The sequence below is a fragment of the Nocardioides sp. genome (assembly GCF_036267815.1).
In the GTDB taxonomy this organism is placed as follows: domain Bacteria; phylum Actinomycetota; class Actinomycetes; order Propionibacteriales; family Nocardioidaceae; genus Nocardioides.
On sequence record NZ_DATAVI010000064.1, the window covers coordinates 39,236 to 58,503 of the forward strand.

General features: G+C 73.7%; 16 protein-coding genes. 13 read left to right on the forward strand and 3 right to left on the reverse strand.

All coding sequences use genetic code 11. The features are described from left to right. Positions 1-68: 68 nt before the first annotated feature. Together VHW64_RS14450 and VHW64_RS14455 are read right to left on the reverse strand one after the other, a co-directional pair. The gene (locus tag VHW64_RS14450; RefSeq protein WP_329651269.1) at positions 69-1,106 is read right to left on the reverse strand and encodes an endonuclease/exonuclease/phosphatase family protein; all 1,038 of its coding nucleotides are present in this window, start codon (positions 1,104-1,106) and stop codon (positions 69-71) included. 4 nt (positions 1,107-1,110) lie between these two features. Further along, complete coding sequence (locus VHW64_RS14455; protein ID WP_329651270.1) at positions 1,111-2,340, reverse strand: MFS transporter; 1,230 nt, start codon at positions 2,338-2,340, stop codon at positions 1,111-1,113. Between the two features lie 78 nt (positions 2,341-2,418). Between VHW64_RS14455 and VHW64_RS14460 the strand changes: the two genes are divergently transcribed. The 3 genes from VHW64_RS14460 (at position 2,419) to VHW64_RS14470 (ending at position 7,730) form a co-directional block, all read left to right on the forward strand. Further along, a complete protein-coding gene (locus tag VHW64_RS14460; RefSeq protein WP_329651271.1) occupies positions 2,419-3,636 on the forward strand; it encodes a winged helix DNA-binding domain-containing protein in 1,218 nt (405 codons plus the stop codon). Positions 3,637-3,666: 30 nt separating this feature from the next. Continuing rightward, positions 3,667-4,389 (forward strand): TIGR03936 family radical SAM-associated protein, encoded by a 723-nt coding sequence (locus tag VHW64_RS14465; RefSeq protein ID WP_329651272.1) that lies wholly within the window; start codon positions 3,667-3,669, stop codon positions 4,387-4,389. Between the two features lie 410 nt (positions 4,390-4,799). Continuing rightward, entirely contained in the window at positions 4,800-7,730 is a 2,931-nt protein-coding gene (locus VHW64_RS14470; protein ID WP_329651273.1) for an Rne/Rng family ribonuclease, read from the forward strand. A gap of 6 nt (positions 7,731-7,736) precedes the next feature. Here VHW64_RS14470 and VHW64_RS14475 read toward each other — a convergent pair whose 3' ends face one another. Further along, on the reverse strand, positions 7,737-8,249 hold the full coding sequence (locus tag VHW64_RS14475) for a DUF4232 domain-containing protein (protein ID WP_329651274.1): 513 nt from the start codon (positions 8,247-8,249) through the stop codon (positions 7,737-7,739). Positions 8,250-8,563: 314 nt separating this feature from the next. On the opposite strand from VHW64_RS14475, the gene rplU reads away from it, so the two are divergent. From rplU to VHW64_RS14525, 10 genes are all read left to right on the forward strand, one after another. After that, positions 8,564-8,866: a 50S ribosomal protein L21 gene (gene rplU / locus VHW64_RS14480; RefSeq protein WP_329651302.1), complete on the forward strand. Its 303-nt coding sequence runs from the start codon at positions 8,564-8,566 to the stop codon at positions 8,864-8,866. A gap of 11 nt (positions 8,867-8,877) precedes the next feature. Continuing rightward, positions 8,878-9,135 (forward strand): 50S ribosomal protein L27, encoded by a 258-nt coding sequence (rpmA, locus tag VHW64_RS14485; protein WP_329651275.1) that lies wholly within the window; start codon positions 8,878-8,880, stop codon positions 9,133-9,135. A 69-nt stretch (positions 9,136-9,204) separates the two neighbouring features. Further along, positions 9,205-10,764 (forward strand): GTPase ObgE, encoded by a 1,560-nt coding sequence (gene obgE / locus VHW64_RS14490; RefSeq protein WP_329651276.1) that lies wholly within the window; start codon positions 9,205-9,207, stop codon positions 10,762-10,764. Continuing rightward, the gene (gene proB / locus VHW64_RS14495) at positions 10,761-11,900 is read left to right on the forward strand and encodes a glutamate 5-kinase (RefSeq protein ID WP_329651277.1); all 1,140 of its coding nucleotides are present in this window, start codon (positions 10,761-10,763) and stop codon (positions 11,898-11,900) included. The genes obgE and proB overlap by 4 nt, the downstream gene beginning before the upstream one ends. A gap of 65 nt (positions 11,901-11,965) precedes the next feature. After that, complete coding sequence (locus tag VHW64_RS14500) at positions 11,966-12,976, forward strand: hypothetical protein (protein WP_329651278.1); 1,011 nt, start codon at positions 11,966-11,968, stop codon at positions 12,974-12,976. Between the two features lie 178 nt (positions 12,977-13,154). After that, entirely contained in the window at positions 13,155-14,015 is an 861-nt protein-coding gene (locus VHW64_RS14505; RefSeq protein WP_329651279.1) for a TrmH family RNA methyltransferase, read from the forward strand. Positions 14,016-14,062: 47 nt separating this feature from the next. Continuing rightward, positions 14,063-15,268, forward strand: a complete 1,206-nt coding sequence (locus VHW64_RS14510) for a cysteine desulfurase family protein (RefSeq protein ID WP_329651280.1) — start codon at positions 14,063-14,065, stop codon at positions 15,266-15,268. Positions 15,269-15,290: 22 nt separating this feature from the next. Beyond that, positions 15,291-16,406, forward strand: a complete 1,116-nt coding sequence (gene mnmA / locus VHW64_RS14515; RefSeq protein WP_329651303.1) for a tRNA 2-thiouridine(34) synthase MnmA — start codon at positions 15,291-15,293, stop codon at positions 16,404-16,406. Continuing rightward, a complete protein-coding gene (locus tag VHW64_RS14520; protein WP_329651281.1) occupies positions 16,403-17,416 on the forward strand; it encodes a methionine synthase in 1,014 nt (337 codons plus the stop codon). The genes mnmA and VHW64_RS14520 overlap by 4 nt, the downstream gene beginning before the upstream one ends. Beyond that, the gene (locus VHW64_RS14525) at positions 17,413-19,197 is read left to right on the forward strand and encodes a gamma-glutamyltransferase family protein (protein WP_329651282.1); all 1,785 of its coding nucleotides are present in this window, start codon (positions 17,413-17,415) and stop codon (positions 19,195-19,197) included. Before VHW64_RS14520 ends, VHW64_RS14525 begins: the two co-directional genes overlap by 4 nt. Positions 19,198-19,268: the final 71 nt, after the last annotated feature.

A 19,268-nucleotide genomic window follows, 5' to 3' on the forward strand; every position in this document is an offset into this window, starting at 1 on the left:
ATGGCGGCGCGAAGCGCCGCAGGTGTCCACCACGGTCAGCGCCCGGTCAGCGCCCGGTCAGCGCCCGGTCAGCACTGGCCGGGCGGCCGGAGCACCAGCTCGGTCCACACCGAGCGGTGGTCGCTGGAGCCGGAGGGGAGCACCTGGGTGCTGTCCGGCACGATCCCGAAGTGGTTGTCGTAGAGGATGTAGTCGATCCGGTTCTCCGGATCGCCCTCCGGCACCGTCAGCCCGAGCCCGGTGCCGCCCTGCTGCTGGGCGTCGAGGAGGTACTGCCGCAGGATCTTGACCGGAAGCTCGGTCGGGCGTGAGTTGAGGTCGCCGGACACGATCACCGGAGTCGTGGCCGTCCGGATGGCGCGAGCGACGGCCTCGGCCTCGCCGACGCGCTCGTCGGCTCCGCGCAGATGCCCCTGGCTGAGGTGCACCGAGAAGAACGAGACCGTGCGCCGGCCGATCCGGAGGTCCGCCTCGAGCAGCCCGCGCGGCTCGGTGTGCGCCGTCCGAGGCAGCCGGGTGTTGTGGCTCGACTCGATCGGGAACCTGCTCAAGATGGCATTGCCGAAGCGCCCGCCCTCGTAGTGGAGGTTGGGGCCGTAGACGGCGCGCATCCCGGTCGCCGCCCCGAGGTACGCCGGCTCGTCGACGTGGTCGCTGCGGTCGGTGCCGCTGTCCACCTCGTTGAGGCTGACGACGTCGGGGTGGGCGGCCTTGATCTCGGCGGCGATGCGGGCCAGGCCGATGCCCCCGTACCGGCTGATCCCGGCATGGATGTTGAACTGCATCACCCGCACGATCTGCGGCGGTCGGATCGGGCAGCCGGGATCGCGGTGGACCTTGACCGGTCGGAGCGGCTCGCGGAGCCGGCGGTGATGGTGGGAGGAGGTATCCGGGGGTGGGGACGTGGGGGCGGTGACCACGGTCGGCGGGCTGCTCGCACCCAGGTTGCTCGGCTTGCCGCCGGGGGAGCCGATCACCCACACCGCGACCCCGAAGGCGGCGACGAGCGCGAGCACGACGGCGACCGCGATGGTGGCCGCGCGCCACGAGCCGGGCGGCGTCAGGTCCAGACGCGGTCCGTGGCGACCCTCGTCGTCGTCCGGCACGCGTTCACTGTGCCGGACTGCTGGTGGAGCCGCGGGTCGGACTGCTGGCGGAGCCCCGCCCGAGCTGGTCCTCGAGGTACGCCGGCCGGCCGGCGTAGGCGCCGGCGACCAGGAGCGGGACCACGAGCGCGAGCAGCAGCCACAGGGGGGCGGTCCAGCCGCCCGTGTGACCGTAGATCGCTCCCATCAGGAAGGGGCCGAGGGCGGCCAGGAGATATCCCAGCGACTGGGTGAACCCCGACAGGGCGGCCGTGCCGTCGGCCGTCCGAGCGCGCAGCCCGATCAGGGTGAGCACGACCGGGAAGACGCAGCAGCCGATCCCGATGAAGACCGCGGCGGGCACCGCCAGGGAGTGCGCGTCGACCAGGAGCATGGCGTAGCCCACGACGTAGCAGGCGATCACGCCGGCGATCAGCCCCACCTGGTTGTCCAGCCGGGCGCACAGCGCGGGCAGCCACAGCGACAGCGGGATGCTGACCGCGGCCACGATCCCGACCAGCAGCCCGGCGTGCTCCGCGCCGTAGCCGTTGTCGCGCCACAGCTGCGCGAACCATCCGAAGATCGAGTACGCCTGGAGCGACTGAAGCCCGAACAGCAGCGCCATGGCCCACCCGATCCGGGTCCGCGCGACCTCGCCGAAGGAGATCGAGCGCCGGTCCCGCTCGAGGTTGCGGTCGTTCGCGGCCAGCCCGAGCCAGGGGACCAGAGCCACCAGCGCGGTGAGGGCCCAGACGCCGAGTCCGCCGCGCCAGCTGCCGTAGACATGGGCGACCGGCACCGTCAGCAGGAACGCCGAGGTGAGGCCCACGGCCAGCGCGGTCGTGTAGATCGCGGTCGCCCGGCCGATCCGGTCGGGGAAGTGCAGCTTGACCAGCGACGGGATCAGCACGTTCGCGGTGGCCATGCCCGCCAGGGCCAGGCCCGAGAGCGCTAGGAAGACCAGCTCGTCATGGGCGGCCGCGCGTCCGGCCAGCCCGACCACGACGGCGGCGAGCGAGGTGCCGATCGCGCGGTGCAGCCCCGCCGCGCGGGCGAACGTCGGCGCCAGGGCACCGAAGACCGCGAAGGCGAGCACGGGCAGCGAGGTCAGCAGACCGGCCTGCGGGTCGGACAGCCCGAGGCCGTCGCGGACCTCCTTCAGCACCGGTCCCACGCTCACGGCCGCGGGCCGCAGGTTGAAGGAGAGCAGGATCAGCCCGGTCAGCACGAGGGTGGATCGACGCGCCGTGGACACCGCCGGATCCTCGCACCCGCCGCCGCGCTCCGTCACATCCGGACCGGACCGTCGGAGCGCTCCGGCAGGATGGTCGGCGTGAGGCAGGGGGACGGCGATCCGGGACGCGTGGCGCGACACATCGACGACGGCGAGCGCCGTCGTCGGCTGGGCGCGCGCCATGGGCTCGCCGCCGGTGTCGGCGGCGGTGTCGACGGATCCCTGGCTGCCGCGCGAGCCGTCGTGTGCCTGCATGCGACGGAGCCCGCGTCGGTGCACCTGTCCGCCTGGGCGCGCAGCGGGGTGGCCCGCGACGAGGTCGACCGGGCGCTGTACGCCGAGCGCTCCGTGGTCAAGCAGCTGGCCATGCGGCGCACCGTCTTCGCCTTCCCGGCCGAGCTGCTGCCGGCAGTCTGGGGCAGCGCGAGCGCCCGGGTCGCGGGTCAGCAGCGACGGCGGCTGGCCCAGGAGATGCAGCGCGCCGGCATCGCGGCGGACGGCGAGACCTGGGCCGAGCAGCAGCTCGAGACCGTCCGCCAGATGATCGCCGACGACGGTCCCCTCACCACCGCACAGGTCCGCGCGGCCCTGCCCGAGCTGGACGCCCGCGTGACCAGGGGGCGGGGCACCTACCAGGCCGACGTGGCGGTGGCCGCCTCGGTGGTCGTCGCGCTGGCCGCCTCGGGCGCCATCGTCCGTGGTGAGAACGACGGCGGCTGGAAGACCTCCCGACCCCGCTGGACCGATGCCGCGCAGTGGCTCGGCGAGCCGCCGGCACCGCTGTCGGAGACCGAGGGGTACGCCGCCTTGGTGGCGGCCTGGCTGCGCGCCTTCGGTCCGGGCACCGAGGCCGACCTCGTGTGGTGGCTGGGCGCCACCAAGGCGGCGGTGCGTCGTGCCCTGTGCGACGTCGACGCCGTGCCGGTCTCGCTCGACAGCGGCGGAGCCGGCTGGGTCCTGCCCGACGATGTCGACCCGGTGCCGGAGCCGGGCTCATGGGTCTCGCTGCTGCCCGCGCTCGACCCGACGACGATGGGGTGGAAGGAGCGTGGCTTCCACCTCGGCCCGCACGCCGAGAGCGTGTTCGACCGCAACGGCAACGGCGGGCCGACCGCCTGGGCCGACGGCCGCATCGTCGGCGTGTGGTGCCAACCCGACGGGGGCGAGGTCGAGGTGGTGCTCGTGGAGGACGTCCCGCCGGCGACGAAGCGGGCGCTCGACGACAAGGCCGCCGAGCTCACCGCCTGGCTCGACGGCGAGGTGGTGCGGTCGATCTACCTCTCACCCCTGGCGCGCACCCACCTCGGTCGGGCGTGAGCGGTCCTTCCGGGTGACTACGCTGACGCGGTGCGCGACCAGCCCGAGCAGCAGGCTCCCCCCGTCCAGCGGTTGCGCGTGCGCTATGCCAAGCGCGGGCGGCTTCGCTTCACCAGCCATCGCGACTTCAGCCGGGCCTTCGAGCGGGCGCTGGTCCGAGCCCGCATCCCGATGGCCTACTCCTCGGGCTTCAACCCCCACCCACGCATCTCCTACGCCGGCGCGTCGCCGACCGGGGCGGCAAGCGAGGCGGAGTACCTCGAGATCGGGCTCGCCGACACCGTCGATCCGGGCGCCCTCGCCGGGGACCTCGACCAGGCGCTCCCCGACGGCCTGGACGTGCTCGAGGTCGTCGTCGCCACCCCGGGCAGTCTCGCCGACCGGCTCCAGGCCAGCCGCTGGCAGATCGACGTCGCCCTGCCGCCCGACACCGTGGCGCCGGCGGTCGCGGCGTTCTGGGACAGCGAGTCGGTGCGCGTCGAGCGGATGACGAAGAAGGGTCTGCGCGCCTTCGACAGCAGGGAGGCGGTGCTGGCCCTGGACGTCGAGGCCCACGACGTCGGTGGGGTCGCGGGCACCCGGATCACGGCGCTGCTGCGACACCTGGTCCCGGCCGTCCGGCCCGACGACGTCCTGGCCGGTGTGAGCCGGGTCGGGGGCCTCGACGACCTGGGCACGCCGTGGGTCACCCGGCTCCAGCAGGGCCCCCTGGACGAGGCGCGCGGCACGATCGGCGACCCGCTGGCGGGCTGAGTTGTGCGCGAGAGTGCTGGGTTGGCCGCACTCGTGTGCGATACTCCAGGGGATCGATCACGCGGCGTGCCGCGAGACCGGTTCGACGACTTCCTCGCCGACCCCCACCTCCCAGGTGGGTGCCGGCACACCGAGTCCAGGTCGTCACCCGACCGCGACGCGGCCGGCTGAGTCGGTGACAGCGACCAGCCCGAGCCCTGCGACCGCGGTCTGTGGATCCTGGACAACCGTGACGCACCTGCGGGGGGTGTCGCCGCCCAGAAGGCTTTGCGTCCTCGACCCTGTCCACGCGGGTCGTCGGCGTCCAACCCCGTCCGGGGCCGCACGCGGCGTCCGGACCGAGGAGCACAGTGCCCGACACCACCGCGGACGATTCCGCGAACACCACCCCCTCTGTCCCATCCACCCCCGTGGGCGCCCCGACCGACGCCCCCGGCGTCGTGGTCACGACGAGGACCCGCAAGCGCGTTGCCAAGGTGGCCGCCCCGGCCGATGGCGGGGACGCCGTGGCGAGCGAGACGCCCGCCCGGACGGCGAAGAAGACGGCCGCGGCGGCCAGGACCTCGAAGACGGCCAAGGCCGCCAAGACGGCCAAGGCCGCCAAGACGGCGGAAGCCGCGGCGACCCCGTCTGCCGACACCGCCCCCGTGACCTCGGACGGCGTCACCGGCCTGACCGGGACCGTGAAGCCGGCCCGGAAGTCCAGCCGCAAGAAGGCCGCGTCGAGCGCGCCGGAGTCGGCGGAGGCCGACGGCGGGTCCGCTGCCGGCGACGACGACGGACGGCCGTCCATGGCCGCGGTCTTCCAGGCGCCTGAGGCGACGACGTCCGCACCGGGGACCGCGAAGAAGAGCTCGGCGAAGAAGACGACCGCGAAGAAGACGACCGCGAAGAAGACGGCCTCGAAGAAGGCCGCCGGCGAGGAGCCGTCCGCGGACGCGGCCGACGCCCCTGCGGGGGCGGCCGGCGACGGCGCCGCCGCTGCCGATGACTCGGACGTCGGCGGGGAGGGTCCCGCACGACGCAAGCGACGCCGCGGAGGGCGCCGTCGTCGCAAGCCGGGCTCGGCAGAGAGCTCCGGTGACGGCTCCGACGAGACCGGCGACGACGAGGGCTCGGCCGACGAGGCCTCCTCGTCTGCCGAGGGCGCCGAGAGCGGCGAGTCAGCCTCGACGAGACGACGCCGTCGACGCCGGCGCGCGGGCGAGGAGAGCGGCGACTCCGCGGACGACCCGGCCAACACCGTCACCCGGGTGCGCAGCGGTCGCAGCGCCGCCGACGAGATCACGGCCGTGAGCGGCTCGACTCGGCTCGAGGCCAAGAAGCAGCGACGCCGAGAGGGCCGTGAGGCCGGACGGCGCCGGGCACCGATCGTCAGCGAGGCCGAGTTTCTCGCGCGTCGTGAGTCGGTGAACCGGGTCATGGTGATCCGGCAGCGCGACGAACTGACCCAGATCGGGGTGCTGGAGGACAATGTCCTGGTCGAGCACTACGTCGCCCGTGAGTCCCAGACGTCGCTGATCGGCAACGTCTACCTCGGCCGCGTACAGAACGTCCTGCCCTCGATGGAGGCGGCGTTCATCGACATCGGCAAGGGTCGCAACGCCGTGCTGTACGCCGGTGAGGTCAACTGGTCGGCCCTGGGACACAAGGACGGCCAGCCGCGCAAGATCGAGTCGGTGCTCTCGTCGGGCCAGACGGTGCTGGTGCAGGTCACCAAGGACCCGATCGGCCACAAGGGAGCACGGCTGACCAGCCAGATCAGCCTGGCCGGGAGGTTCCTGGTCTACGTCCCCGACGGCACCACCAGCGGCATCTCCCGCAAGCTGCCCGACACCGAGCGCAACCGGCTCAAGACGCTCCTGCGCGAGATCGTCCCCGAGCACGCGGGAGTCATCGTCCGGACCGCCGCGGAGGGCGCCTCGGAGGAGGAGCTGACCCGCGACGTCGAGCGCCTGACCTCGCGCTGGGCCGACATCGAGAAGAAGGCCGCCGCCAAGGGCGCCGGTGCGTCGTTGCTGTACGGCGAGCCCGACCTGACCCTGAAGGTCGTCCGCGACCTGTTCACCGAGGACTTCGCCCGCCTGGTGATCCAGGGCGACGACGCCTGGGACACCGTGCAGGGCTACGTCACCCACGTCGCGCCCGACCTCGAGCAGCGCCTCGAGCGCTACCAGCCGACCAAGGGTCAGGACGTCTTCTCGGCGTTCCGCATCGACGAGCAGATCAAGAAGGGGCTGGAGCGCAAGGTCTGGCTTCCCTCCGGTGGGTCGCTGGTCATCGACCGCACCGAGGCGATGACCGTGGTCGACGTCAACACCGGCAAGTTCACCGGCTCGGGCGGCAACCTCGAGGAGACCGTCACCAAGAACAACCTGGAGGCTGCCGAGGAGATCGTGCGGCAGCTCCGGCTCCGCGACATCGGCGGGATCATCGTCGTCGACTTCATCGACATGGTGCTGGAGTCCAACCGCGACCTGGTGCTGCGCCGCCTCGTCGAGTGCCTGGGTCGCGACCGGACCCGCCACCAGGTGGCGGAGGTGACCTCGCTCGGGCTGGTCCAGATGACGCGCAAGCGGATCGGGACCGGGCTGCTCGAGTCGTTCTCCCACGACTGCCCGCAGTGCCACGGGCGCGGGGTCGTCGTCGAGGACGCCCCGGTGGAGCCGAGGAAGACCGAGGAGGAGCCCCGCCGCGCGCGGCGCGGGCGCAGTCGCGGTCGCGGCGACGAAGCGGGTGACAGCCCTGCCGAGCCCCCCAAGCCGCCCTCGCCCAAGGACGTCGCGGCGATGGCGCGCCACCACGACGACGACCACCACCAGGACCACGAGGACCACGAGGACCACGAGGACGACATCCTCGAGGTCGACATCCTCGAGGACCTCCACGAGGTCGACCACGAGCAGCTCGTCGACTCCGACCTGACCGGCTCCGATGTGACCGAGACACCCGAGACGTCCGAGACGACCGAGACCGAGACCGAGACCGAGACCGAGACGACCGGATCCGACGAGACGGCAGCCGAGGCGCCCGCCGAGGGTGCCGACGACTCCTTGACACTCGACGAGGCCGAGCGGCCCGACGACGAAGAGCCCGGGGTCCCCGAAGCGCCGGAGCCGTCCGAGACGCCCCAGGTTCCCGAAGCAGTCGCCCCACCCGTCGAGCCCGAGAAGCCTCGGGTCGTCACCCGGACCCGCCGGCGCGCGGCGACCCGGCCCGCCGGCCCGCCCGCCCCGGCGGAGCCTTCCGGGGCCAGCGCCGATGCCGACGGGCAGGTCACCGAGGGCACGCCCGCGCTGCACGTGCCGGTGAAGCGCAAGGGCGGCACGCGCAAGCGCTGACTAGGGCTACGGCCTGCGGTAGGGCTTGTGGTGGATCAGCTTCACGTGGTGGTTGCGGCACCCGGTGGTCGGGTGGACGACGTACTGCGAGAGCGTCGAGTTGGGCACGTAGATCCGGAAGCCGTCCACGTGCCGGCGGCGACAGGTCTTGCGTGGGTAGTTCAGGGCCGTGACCTCGTCGACCTGGCTGCGCAGCCGCTGCCCGGGCACCAGGACGTAGGTCTTCGCCGCGCCGCCGACGCGGACCGCGGCGGCACCGATCTGCGTGCCGTTCCCGTCGCCGACGTAGGAGATGCCGCCGAACCCACCGGTGGAGCAGGTGTGGCCCGAGGTGTTGCGCAGCACGATCCATCCGTAGGAGTGGCCGGCCCCGTCGTCGGAGTGCCGGTACGACGCGGTGAGGTCGGCGTTGCCGCACGTCGGCGTCGAGGCGGAGGCGAGGGATGCCGGTGCGAGCAGGCCTCCCACGGCGACGGCCAGGCCGGCGCCGCCGGTGAGGAGACGGGTGAGCGTGTTCATGGGTGACCCCCTGGATGAGTACGGTCGCGGTGGGCGAGCGTGCGTGTGTGTGGTGCGGCTCTGGGACGAGCGCAGCGGCTTCCGTGGTTGCCGTGAGCCGGCGGGTTTCTCCGGGCTTCGGCTCGCCGGTGCGCGACGCCTCGTTTTGCGGAGCGTGGAGCGCACGCCGTACCATGAGCCCGCAGGCCGCCCGCGCGACGCGCAGCGGCGTGCCCTCGACCCTCACCCCGCAGCGCCGTCCCGGCGCCGCGGTGCGCTCGGGCCGACCACAGCGTGACCAGAACCTGCCTGACCAGACCTTGGAGGAGACCGCGGTGTACGCGATCGTGCGCGCTGGCAGCCGTCAGCAGAAGGTTGCCGTGGGCGACGTCATCGAGATCGACAAGACCGACGCGGCCGTGGGTGACACCCTGACCCTGCCGGTCCTGATGACCGTCGACGGCGACAAGGTCACCGCCACCGGTCTGGACAAGGCGGGCGTCACCGTCGAGGTCCTCGGCGCCACCAAGGGCCCCAAGATCATCATCCAGAAGTACAAGAACAAGACCGGCTACAAGAAACGCCAGGGTCACCGCCAGAAGTACACGCAGGTCAAGGTCACCGACATCAAGGCCTGAAAGGACATCTGATGGCTCACAAGAAGGGCGCCGCGTCCACCAGGAACGGTCGCGACTCCAACTCCCAGCGTCTCGGCGTCAAGCGCTTCGGCGGTCAGCTCGTCAACGCGGGCGAGATCATCGTGCGGCAGCGTGGCACCCACTTCCACCCGGGCGTCGGGGTGGGCCGAGGCGGCGACGACACGCTGTTCGCCCTGGTCGAGGGCAACGTCCAGTTCGGCACCAGGCGTGGTCGCCGCGTCGTCAACATCGTCCCGGCCGGCCAGTAGCGCCCGCCGACCAAGCAGTGAAGGGCGCCCCGCCTCCGGGGCGCCCTTCCCTCGTTTCAGGAGCACATCGTGGCCGTCCCGTCCTTCGTCGACCGGGTGACGTTGCACGTCTCCGCGGGGCGGGGCGGCAACGGCGTGGCGTCGGTCCACCGCGAGAAGTTCAAGCCACTGGGCGGCCCCGACGGCGGGAACGGCGGACCGGGGGGCTCGGTGATCCTGCGGGTAGACCCCGCGGTGACCACCCTGCTGGACTACCACCACTCCTCCCGCCGCCAGGCTGAGCACGGAGGACACGGCGCGGGCAGCCACCGCAACGGCGCCCACGGTGCCGACCTCGTGCTGCCCGTGCCCGACGGCACCGTCGTGGCCGAGGCGGGTGGGGCGGTCCTCGCCGACCTGGTCGGCGCCGGCACCGAGCTGGTCCTCGCCGAGGGCGGCCGCGGCGGCCTGGGCAACGCCGCACTGGCCAGCTCCAAGCGCAAGGCCCCCGGGTTCGCGCTGCTGGGCGAGCCCGGGAACGAGCTGGAGATCGTCCTGGAGCTCAAGGTCGTGGCCGACATCGGCCTGGTGGGCTTCCCCAGCGCCGGCAAGTCCAGCCTGATCGCGGCGATCTCGCGCGCACGGCCCAAGATCGCCGACTACCCGTTCACCACGCTGGTGCCCAACCTCGGCGTGGTCAGCGCGGGCGACACGACGTACACGGTGGCCGACGTCCCCGGGCTGATCGAGGGGGCCAGCGAGGGGCGGGGTCTGGGACACGAGTTCCTGCGACATGTCGAGCGCTGCGCCGCGATCGTGCACGTGGTCGACACCGCCACGATCGAGCCGGGCCGCAACCCGCTCGACGACCTCGACGTGATCGAGCGCGAGCTCGCGTCGTACGGCGGTCTCGACGACCGTCCGCGGCTGGTCGCGCTGAACAAGGTCGACGTCCCCGACGGTCGCGACATGGCCGACCTGGTCCGCGCCGACCTCGAGGCGCGCGGGCTGCGGGTCTTCTCGGTGAGTGCCGCGTCGGGAGAGGGCCTGCGTCAGCTGACCTTCGCCATGGCCGAGATCGTCCAGGTGGCACGAGCCGCGCGGCCCCGGGTCGCGGCCGAGCGGATCGTGATCCGGCCGCCGTCGGCCGACGGCAGCGACGAGTTCACCGTGACCGAGACCGGCGACCCCTCGACCGGCTCGGGACACCGGGGGTGGCGGGTCCGGGGCACCAAGCCCGAGCGGTGGGTGCGCCAGACCGACTTCAGCAACGACGAGGCGGTCGGCTTCCTGGCCGACCGGCTCAACCGCCTCGGCGTCGAGACCCGGCTGGTCGCGCTCGGGGCCGTCGAGGGTGACGCCGTCCTGATCGGGCACCCCGACAATGCCGTCGTCTTCGACTTCCGGCCGGGGATCGACGCCGGCGTCGAGATGCTGGGTCGGCGCGGCGAGGACCAGCGCTTCGGGGAGCCCCGTCCCGCGGCTCGTCGCCGGCGCGAGATCGACGAGGCGATGCCCGAGCGTGCCGAGGAGGAGGCACGCGCCGACGTGGCCGGGCGCATCGACCGCGCGCGACGCGGCGACGGGCCGATAAGCTACGAGATCGGCACCGCCGACGACCCCGACCTGCTCGACGAGAGCGACCCGTGAACGACGCCGCGTCCCGCTCCGAGCGAGTCCTGGCAGCGCGCCGGGTGGTGGTGAAGGTCGGCTCGTCCTCGCTCACCACCGCCGCGGGAGGCATCGACCCCGCCGCGCTGCGCCGGCTCGTCGCCGTGCTCGCCGGCGCCCGCGCGCGCGGGATCGCGGTGGTCCTGGTGTCGTCGGGGGCGATCGCGGCAGGCCTGGCCCCGCTGCGGCTGGCCCGTCGGCCCCGGGCCCTGCCGACCCAGCAGGCGGCGGCCGCGGTCGGGCAGGGGCTGCTGGTGCACCGCTACACCGAGGAGCTGGCGCGCCACGACCTGGTGACCGGGCAGGTGCTGCTGACCGCCGACGACGTGACGCGGCGCAGCCACTACCGCAACGCCCACCAGACCTTCGCCAAGCTGCTCGAGCTGGGTGTCCTGCCGATCGTGAACGAGAACGACACGGTGGCGACCAGCGAGATCCGGTTCGGCGACAACGACCGGCTCGCCGCGTTGGTCGCCCACCTCGTCCATGCCGACCTGCTGGTGCTGCTGAGCGATGTCGACGGCCTCTACGACGGGCCGCCGGATGCCGCGGACAGCCGGCTCGTGGCCGAGGTCGCACTCACCGACGACCTGGGCCGGGTGCGCATCGGCAGGGCCGGTGCCGCCGGCATCGGCACCGGCGGGATCCGCACCAAGCTCGACGCGGCCCGGATCGCCACCGGCGCCGGGATCCCCGTCGTCCTCACCTCCGCGGCAGATGCCGAGCAGGCACTCGCCGGGGAGCCGGTCGGCACGTTCTTCCATGCGGCGGCGCGACGCCGGCCGACCCGTCAGCTGTGGCTGGCCCACGCGACCGAGCCCAAGGGCGTCCTGCTGCTCGACGAGGGGGCCGTGCGCGCGGTCACCGAGCGGCGTGCCTCGCTCCTGGCCGCGGGGCTGACGGGCTCGACCGGCGTCTTCGCGGCCGGCGACCCCGTCGACCTGGCCGGACCGGACGGCGTTGCGGTCGCCCGCGGCCTGGTGAACTTCGACGCGGAGGAGATCCCGGCGCTGGTGGGCAGGACGTCGGCGATGCTACGGCGCGAGCTCGGCGCGGCGTACGAGCGCGAGGTCGTGCACCGCGACGACCTGGTGCTGCTCCCGAGGCGGGCTTGACCGCACCTGAGACTCACCCGACCCCCACCGGGTTTGCGCGAGCAGCCGGCGGGCAGGATCGTCTCATGACGACGTCTCATCGGCTGCTCGCCGTGGTGGCCTCGCTCGGCATCGCCGGACTGCTGGCGTCCACCACCGAGCCGGTCTCGGCGCGCACGGTCCAGGACCGGTGCCTGGGCAGTGGGGCGGTCCGGGTCTCGGCCCTGCCGTCGCTGGACGCCGCGGGCTGCGCCCTGGCCGGCCGGGTGGTCACCGACGGCCGGGTCTCGCTCGTCGTGCCCCCCGAGGGGATGAGCGTCTCGGGTGAGGGTGTCAGCCGGAGCGGGGCCGCACCCGGGCTCAGCATCGCCAACACCGGCGGCTCGGTGCGCGTCGTGCACCCGACGGCGTCCTCGGCGATCTCGGCGACCTCGGCGGCGGCGGCAGCGGGGGCAGCGGGGGACCGACGGGGAGAGGTCGTCTCGGCAGACCCTCCGGCGTGCGCCGACCCCGCGTTCAACCTCGAGGGCAACACCTGGGCGTCCTCCCTGCGCTACCACGTGAACGTGTCGCGGATGCCGAAGCGCCTGCACGCCAAGACCGTGATCTCCCGGATCCGCACCGGCAACGGCAACATGCGCAAGGGTCGCAACACCTGTCACAAGCCTCGCCTGAAGACGCCCGCCTCGCACTATCTGGGGCGGACCCGGGCCAAGCCGAACATCCACCCGAAGGGCCCCTCCTGCGGCAAGGCCAACACCACCAACGTCGTGGGCTTCGGCAACCTGTCCGGCGACCTGCTGGGCTGGACCTGCTACTGGATCTACCTCAGCTCCCGGCGGATCGCCGGCGCCGACATCATGCTGGACAACGGGAAGTACCTGGTGACCAAGCTGTCCTCGTCGTGTCGGGACAGGTGGGACCTCGAGGGCGCGGTGACCCACGAGTGGGGCCACGCCTACGGACTGGCCCACACCGGTTCCGGCCACGGCAACCTCACGATGCAGCACGAGCTGGCGCCCTGCTCGACCTACGCCCGCACCCTGGGGCTGGGCGACTGGCTGGGCATGAACCAGATGTACGGCCACCGCAAGTGAGCCGCACCCTAATTCAGGTGCGTCCCCCGGCACGCGTAAGTACGGTTCTCGCCATGGGTATCCAGGAGTGACCTCAGCCAGGCGCCGACCGGCGGCCTGACGACCGCGCCCCCACGCGCTCCCTGGCACGGAGCGGGGCCCGCGGTCAGGACGTCACTCCTGCTCGTCGGAGCCCGACATGCCCGCCCCCACCTCCGCAACCCTGCTCGAGCGCCTGCCGGCCGCCGCCCGCTCGCACGACGAGGTGCGTCGCTACTCGCGCGCCCGTCGCAACGTGCTGCCTCGTGCCGACCACGTCACCGCCGTCTCGGGGTCGTGGGCACACGAGGCGGTGCTGAGCACCGACGCCGACGTCGAGGTCGCCCTGTGGTGCCCCGGTGACCCCGCAGCGGCACGGCGACCGGACCCGGACCTCGTGGGCCTCGCCGCGCGGGTCGTCGGTCGGGCCCGGTGGGCCTGTCGCATCTCTGCGCGGGTGCTGACCGGGCTCCAGCCCGGTGCGACGGCTCCGGCGCTGCTCTCGCTGGTGCAGCTCCCGCGGTGGGTCCCGGCCGACGTGCTCACCGAGCAGGCCCGGCTGGTGCTGGTCGCCGACGGCATCGAGTACGCCGGCAACCTCGGCACCCTCGTCCGGACCGTCGACGCGTGCGCCGCCGACGCGCTGCTGCTCACCCGCCCGACGGCGAGGGTGACCCATCCCAAGGCGTTCCTGGCCAGCCGGGGGATGGTGCTGACCACGCCGGTGCTCACCTTCGCGTCCGTGCCGCAGGCCCGCGAGGCTCTCGCCACGGCCGGCTTCACGGCGTACGTCGCCGATCCCGCCGGCGCGACGGCGTACCGCGACGCCGGGCTCGGGACAGGGCGTACGGCGGTGGTGGTGGGCTCCGAGGGAGCCGGGGTCAGCGACGAGTGGCGGTGCGGGCTGACACCGGTGGCGATCCCCATGCACGGCCGCGCGGACTCGCTGAACGTGGCGGCCTCGGCCGCCGTGCTGCTCTTCGAGGCGCGCGCCCGGCTGGACGCGGCGCACCGGCCGTGAGGCGCGGGTTCGCTCGGCCCGGTGCGGCGCCGTAGGCTGGGTGCGACATGGACGCCGTGCCCGATCCCGGCCACACCGAACTCGGCCCGCCGGTCTACCTCGACCACGCCGCGACCACCCCGATGCTCCCGGTGGCGGTCGAGGCGATGACCGCCCACCTGGGCGACGTCGGCAACCCCTCCTCGCTGCACGCCAGCGGGCGAGCGGCGCGTCGTGTGGTCGAGGAGTCGCGCGAGACGATCGCGCAGGCGTTGAACTGCCGCCCCGGCGAGGTGGTCTTCACCTCCGGCGGCACCGAGGCCGACAACCTCGCCCTCAAGGGTCTGTTCTGGTCGCGACGCGATGCGGACCCGGCCCGCGAGCGGATCCTCGTCTCGTCGGTCGAGCACCACGCCGTCCTCGACACGGTGCACTGGCTGGCGACCGAGGAGCACGCGGTGGTCGAGCTGCTGCCGGTCGACGCGCGCGGGCGGCTCGATCTGGCCGCGTACCGCGACGCGGTCGGTCGCGACCCCGCGTCGGTGGCCCTGGTCTCGGTGATGTGGGCGAACAACGAGGTCGGCACCCTCCAGCCGATCGAGGAGATCGTCGCGGTCGCGTCCGCCCATGGCATCCCGGTGCACACCGACGCCGTGCAGGCCGTCGGTGCGGTTCCCGTGGACTTCGCCGCCAGCGGCGTCGACGCACTGACCCTGACCGGCCACAAGCTCGGCGGTCCCTACGGCGTCGGCGCGCTCGTGCTCCGGCGCGAGCTGTCGCTGACCCCGCTCCTGCACGGGGGCGGGCAGGAGCGCGACATCCGCAGCGGCACCCTCGACATGCCCGCGATCGCCGGCTTCGCGACGGCCGTCGAACACGCGGTGAAGGCCCAGCCGGAGTACGCCGAGCGCGTCTCGGCCCTGCGCGACTCCCTGATCGGCGGGGTCACCGCCGTGGTGCCCGACACCCACGTGCACGGCGACATCGACCACCGCCTCCCGGGCAACGCCCACCTCGGCTTTCCCGGCTGTGAGGGCGACTCCCTCCTGATGCTCCTCGATGCGCGCGGGATCGAGTGCTCGACCGGCTCGGCCTGCTCGGCCGGCGTGCCCCAGCCGTCCCACGTGCTGCTCGCGATGGGCTGCAACGAGGAGGGGGCGCGTCACTCGCTGCGGTTCACGCTGGGCCGTACGTCGTCCGCGTCCGACGTCGAGGCCCTGGTCGCGGCGATCGGTCCGGCCGTCGAGCGTGCTCGCGGCGCCCGCCTCCCGTGACCGCGCGATCGGGCCGGCCCCGGTGAAGGTGGTCGCGGCCATGTCCGGCGGCGTCGACTCGGCCGTCGCCGCGGCTCGGGTCCACGATGCCGGACACGACGTCACCGGCATCCACCTGGCCCTGTCGCGCAACCCCGCGTCGTACCGCTCGGGTGCTCGCGGCTGCTGCACGATCGAGGACGCCAACGACGCCCGGCGCGCTGCCGACGTCATCGGGATCCCGTTCTACGTCTGGGACCTCTCGGAGCGCTTCCACCAGGACGTCGTGGAGGACTTCGTGGACGAGTACGCCGCGGGCCGCACCCCCAACCCGTGCCTGCGCTGCAACGAGCGGATCAAGTTCGCCGCCGTCCTCGACCGGTCGCTGGCGCTGGGCTTCGACGCCGTCGCCACGGGCCACTACGCGCGGATCGGCCACGCCGGCGACGGCTCGGTCGAGCTGCACCGGGCCGTCGACGCCGGCAAGGACCAGTCCTATGTGCTCGGCGTGCTCACCCAGCACCAGCTGGCGCACTCGCTGTTCCCGCTGGGAGACACCCCGAAGCCCCAGGTGCGCGTGGAGGCGGCCGAGCGCGGTCTGCTGGTGGCCGACAAGCCGGACTCCCACGACATCTGCTTCGTCGCCGACGGCGACAACGCCGGGTGGCTGCGCGAGAGGCTCGGCGAGCGGGCCCCCAATGACGGCGGAGCGATCGTCGATGCCGAGTCGGGCGCCGAGCTGGGCCGCCACGACGGCACCGTCGGGTTCACCATCGGCCAGCGCAGGGGCCTGCGCCTGGGCCGGCCGGCGGCCGACGGCAAGCCGCGCTTCGTCCTCGACATCGAGCCGGTCTCCGGCACGCTGACCGTGGGTCCGCGCGACGCGCTCACGGTCGACCGGATCACCGCGGACCGGCCGCGCTGGTGCGGCGACGCGCCGGCCGCGGACCAGCAGTTCGAGGCGACCGTCCAGCTGCGTGCCCATGGCACCGAGCACCGGGCCGGGGTGCGCCTCGCCGACGACGAGCTGGTGGAGATCGAGCTGCACGACCCGGCCCAGGGGATCGCCCCCGGTCAGGCCGCCGTGATCTACGACGGACGCCGCGTCGTGGGCTCCGCGACCATCGTCTCCACCGCGCGGGTCGGCGCTCCCGCGTGACCCTCGCGAGCGGCGTCGGCTCCTGGCCGGGCAGCGACGCCGAGGAGTACGCCGAGGCGGTGCGCGTCGTCCTCGGCGAGCTGAGCGACCCGCCCGGGCTGCCCTACCTTCCCGAGCTGCCGGCGCGGGGGCCTGCGGCGGGACTGGTCGGCCGGACCCTCGCCGTGGTCGACACCCTCGGCTTCGACCTCCAGCCGGCCGGCTGGCGGCTCACCGACGGGTCCGGGATCGACCACCGTCGGGCCCGGTCGATGCTCGGGCAGGACCTCGACCAGCTCGAGGACCAGGCCCAGGGCTTCCAGGGGGTGCTCAAGGTCCAGGTGGCCGGGCCCTGGACCCTCGCGGCCAGCGTCGAGAGGCCGCGTGGCGACAAGGTCCTGGCCGACCATGGCGCCCGGCGCGAGCTCGCCCAGGCACTGGCCGAGGGGGTCGCCGTCCACCTCGCCGACGTGCGTCGCCGGGTCGACGCCGAGCATGTCGTCGTCCAGCTCGACGAGCCGGTGCTGCCGGCGGTGCTCGCCGGGAGCGTGCCCACCGCCTCGGGCTTCGGCCGGCACCGGTCGGTCCACCCGCCCGAGGCCGGCGAGGCGCTGGGCTGGGTGCTCGCGCGGGCGGGCGGCGAGCCGTGGGTGCACTCGTGTGCCGCCCAGACGCCGTGGAGCCTGCTCCGCGGCGCGGGTGCGCGCGGGCTCAGCGCCGACCTCGGGGTGCTCGGCGCCGCCGACCTCGACGTGCTGGCCGAGGCGCTGGAGGCGGGCGAGCGGGTGGCCCTGGGCGTCGTCCCGGCCAACGACCCCGACCCGGAGCCCGGCGAGAAGGCGCTGACCGAGCGCGTCCTGCGGCTGCTCGACGTCCTCGGTCTGGACCCCGACGCGGTGGGGGAGCAGCTCGTCGTCACGCCGGCCTGCGGGATGGCCGGCGCGTCCCCGGCCTGGGCCCGGAGGGCGACCGAGCTGTGCGCGGCGGTGGCGCGCAACCTCGCGGCGAGTCCCGCGGGCGAGCCGCGATGACCGAGATGACGACCAGGCCGACGTTGCGTGGCACGTTCGGGATGGTCTCCTCGACCCACTGGCTGGCGTCGCAGTCCGCGATGGCCGAGCTGGAGGCCGGGGGCAACGCCTTCGACGCGGTGGTCGCCGGAGCGTTCGTCCTGCACGTCGTCGAGCCCCATCTGAACGGACCTGGCGGCGAGGTGCCGGCGATCTTCGCCACCGCCGACGACCCGGCGCCCACCGTGCTGTGCGGACAGGGGACGGCGCCGGCGGGCGCGACGGCCGCGCACTTCCGCGAGCTGGGCCTGGACCTCGTGCCGGGCTCCGGGCTTCTGGCCGCCGCGATCCCCGGAGCCGTGGACGCCTGGCTGATGCTGGGCCGAGACCACGGCACCCGGCGGCTGCGCGACGTTCTGGCCTACGCCGAGGGGTATGCGCGCCACGGTCACCCGCTGCTGCCGCGCGCGGCGGCGACCGTCGCCACCATGGAGCAGCTGTTCACCGAGCACTGGCCCACCTCGGCCGGGCTCTGGATCCCCGGCGGTCACCTGCCGCGGCCCTGGGAGCTGGTGACCAACCCGGCGTACGCCGACGTGCTCGAGCGCCTGGTGAGCGAGGCCGAGGCCGCCTCCTGCGACCGTGACGCGCAGTACGACGCGGCCCGGCAGGCGTGGAGCCAGGGGTTCGTCGCCGAGGCGGTCGACGCCTTCGCGACTCAGGCGTTCCAAGACTCCAGCGGGTCACCGCACGCAGGACTGATCACGGGCGCGGACATGGCGGCCTGGAACGCGACGTACGAGCCCGCCGTCACCTACCCGTTCGCGGGCTGTCAGGTGGCCAAGACCGGCCTGTGGGGTCAGGGCCCGGTGCTGCTCCAGTCGCTGGCGATGCTCGACCATCTGCCCGCCTCGGCGCTCGACCCGGACACCGCCGAAGGGGTCCACACGGTCACCGAGGTGCTCAAGCTGGCCCTCGCCGACCGCGAGGCGTGGTACGGCGACGGCAGCGGCGTCCCGGTCTCCGAGCTGCTCGCCTCGGGCTACGCCTCCGAGCGTGCCGCGCTGGTCTCGGAGTCGGCCTCGCGCGAGCTGCGGCCGGGGTCGCCGGGCGGGCGGGAGCCACGCCTGGCCGACGTCGTGCGCGGCGAGATCGCGGTGACCTCGCAGGCCGCCGGGCTCGGAGAGCCGACCGTGTCGTGCGACGGTGAGACCCGCGGCGACACCTGCCACATCGACGTCGTGGACCGCTTCGGCAACATCATCTCCGCCACGCCCTCCGGCGGGTGGCTCCAGAGCTCGCCGGTGATCGGTGAGCTCGGCTTCCCGCTCGGCACGCGACTCCAGATGCTGTGGCTGGACGACGGGCTGCCCGCGTCGCTGGCGCCCGGCCGCCGGCCGCGCACGACGCTCTCGCCGACGCTCGTCCTGCGCGACGGCCTCCCGACCCACGCCGTGGGGACCCCGGGGGGCGACCAGCAGGACCAGTGGCAGCTGGTGCTCCTGCTCCGGCTGCTCGTCGGCGGCCAGGAGCTTCAGGAGGCGATCGACGCGCCGATGTTCCACACCGACTCGTTCCCGAGCTCGTTCTACCCCCGTGAGATGGTGCCGGGGAGCCTCGTCGTCGAGAGCCGGCTGGGTGCCGGCGTGATCGCGGCCCTGGCTGCTCGCGGCCACGCGGTCGAGACGGTCCGGCCCTGGCTGCTGGGCCGGCTGTGTGCGGTCTCGCGCGACCCGGCCTCCGGGCTGCTCTGCGCGGGGGCCAACCCGCGCGGCAACCAGGGCTACGCCGTCGGCCGCTGAGCGCGCCGTAGGTCCGGTGCAACCTGCCCGGGGCGACCCGCCACCTCGTCAGCCTCGGCCCCGGCACCACG

Bases quoted from the DNA above. Each gene is read 5' to 3' on its own strand.
- VHW64_RS14475 (WP_329651274.1), bottom strand. From the start codon at position 8,249: ATGAACACGCTCACCCGTCTCCTCACCGGCGGCGCCGGCCTGGCCGTC.
- rpmA (WP_329651275.1), top strand. From the start codon at position 8,878: ATGGCTCACAAGAAGGGCGCCGCGTCCACCAGGAACGGTCGCGACTCC.
- VHW64_RS14500 (WP_329651278.1), top strand. From the start codon at position 11,966: ATGACGACGTCTCATCGGCTGCTCGCCGTGGTGGCCTCGCTCGGCATC.
- VHW64_RS14505 (WP_329651279.1), top strand. From the start codon at position 13,155: ATGCCCGCCCCCACCTCCGCAACCCTGCTCGAGCGCCTGCCGGCCGCC.
- VHW64_RS14510 (WP_329651280.1), top strand. From the start codon at position 14,063: ATGGACGCCGTGCCCGATCCCGGCCACACCGAACTCGGCCCGCCGGTC.
- VHW64_RS14525 (WP_329651282.1), top strand. From the start codon at position 17,413: ATGACCGAGATGACGACCAGGCCGACGTTGCGTGGCACGTTCGGGATG.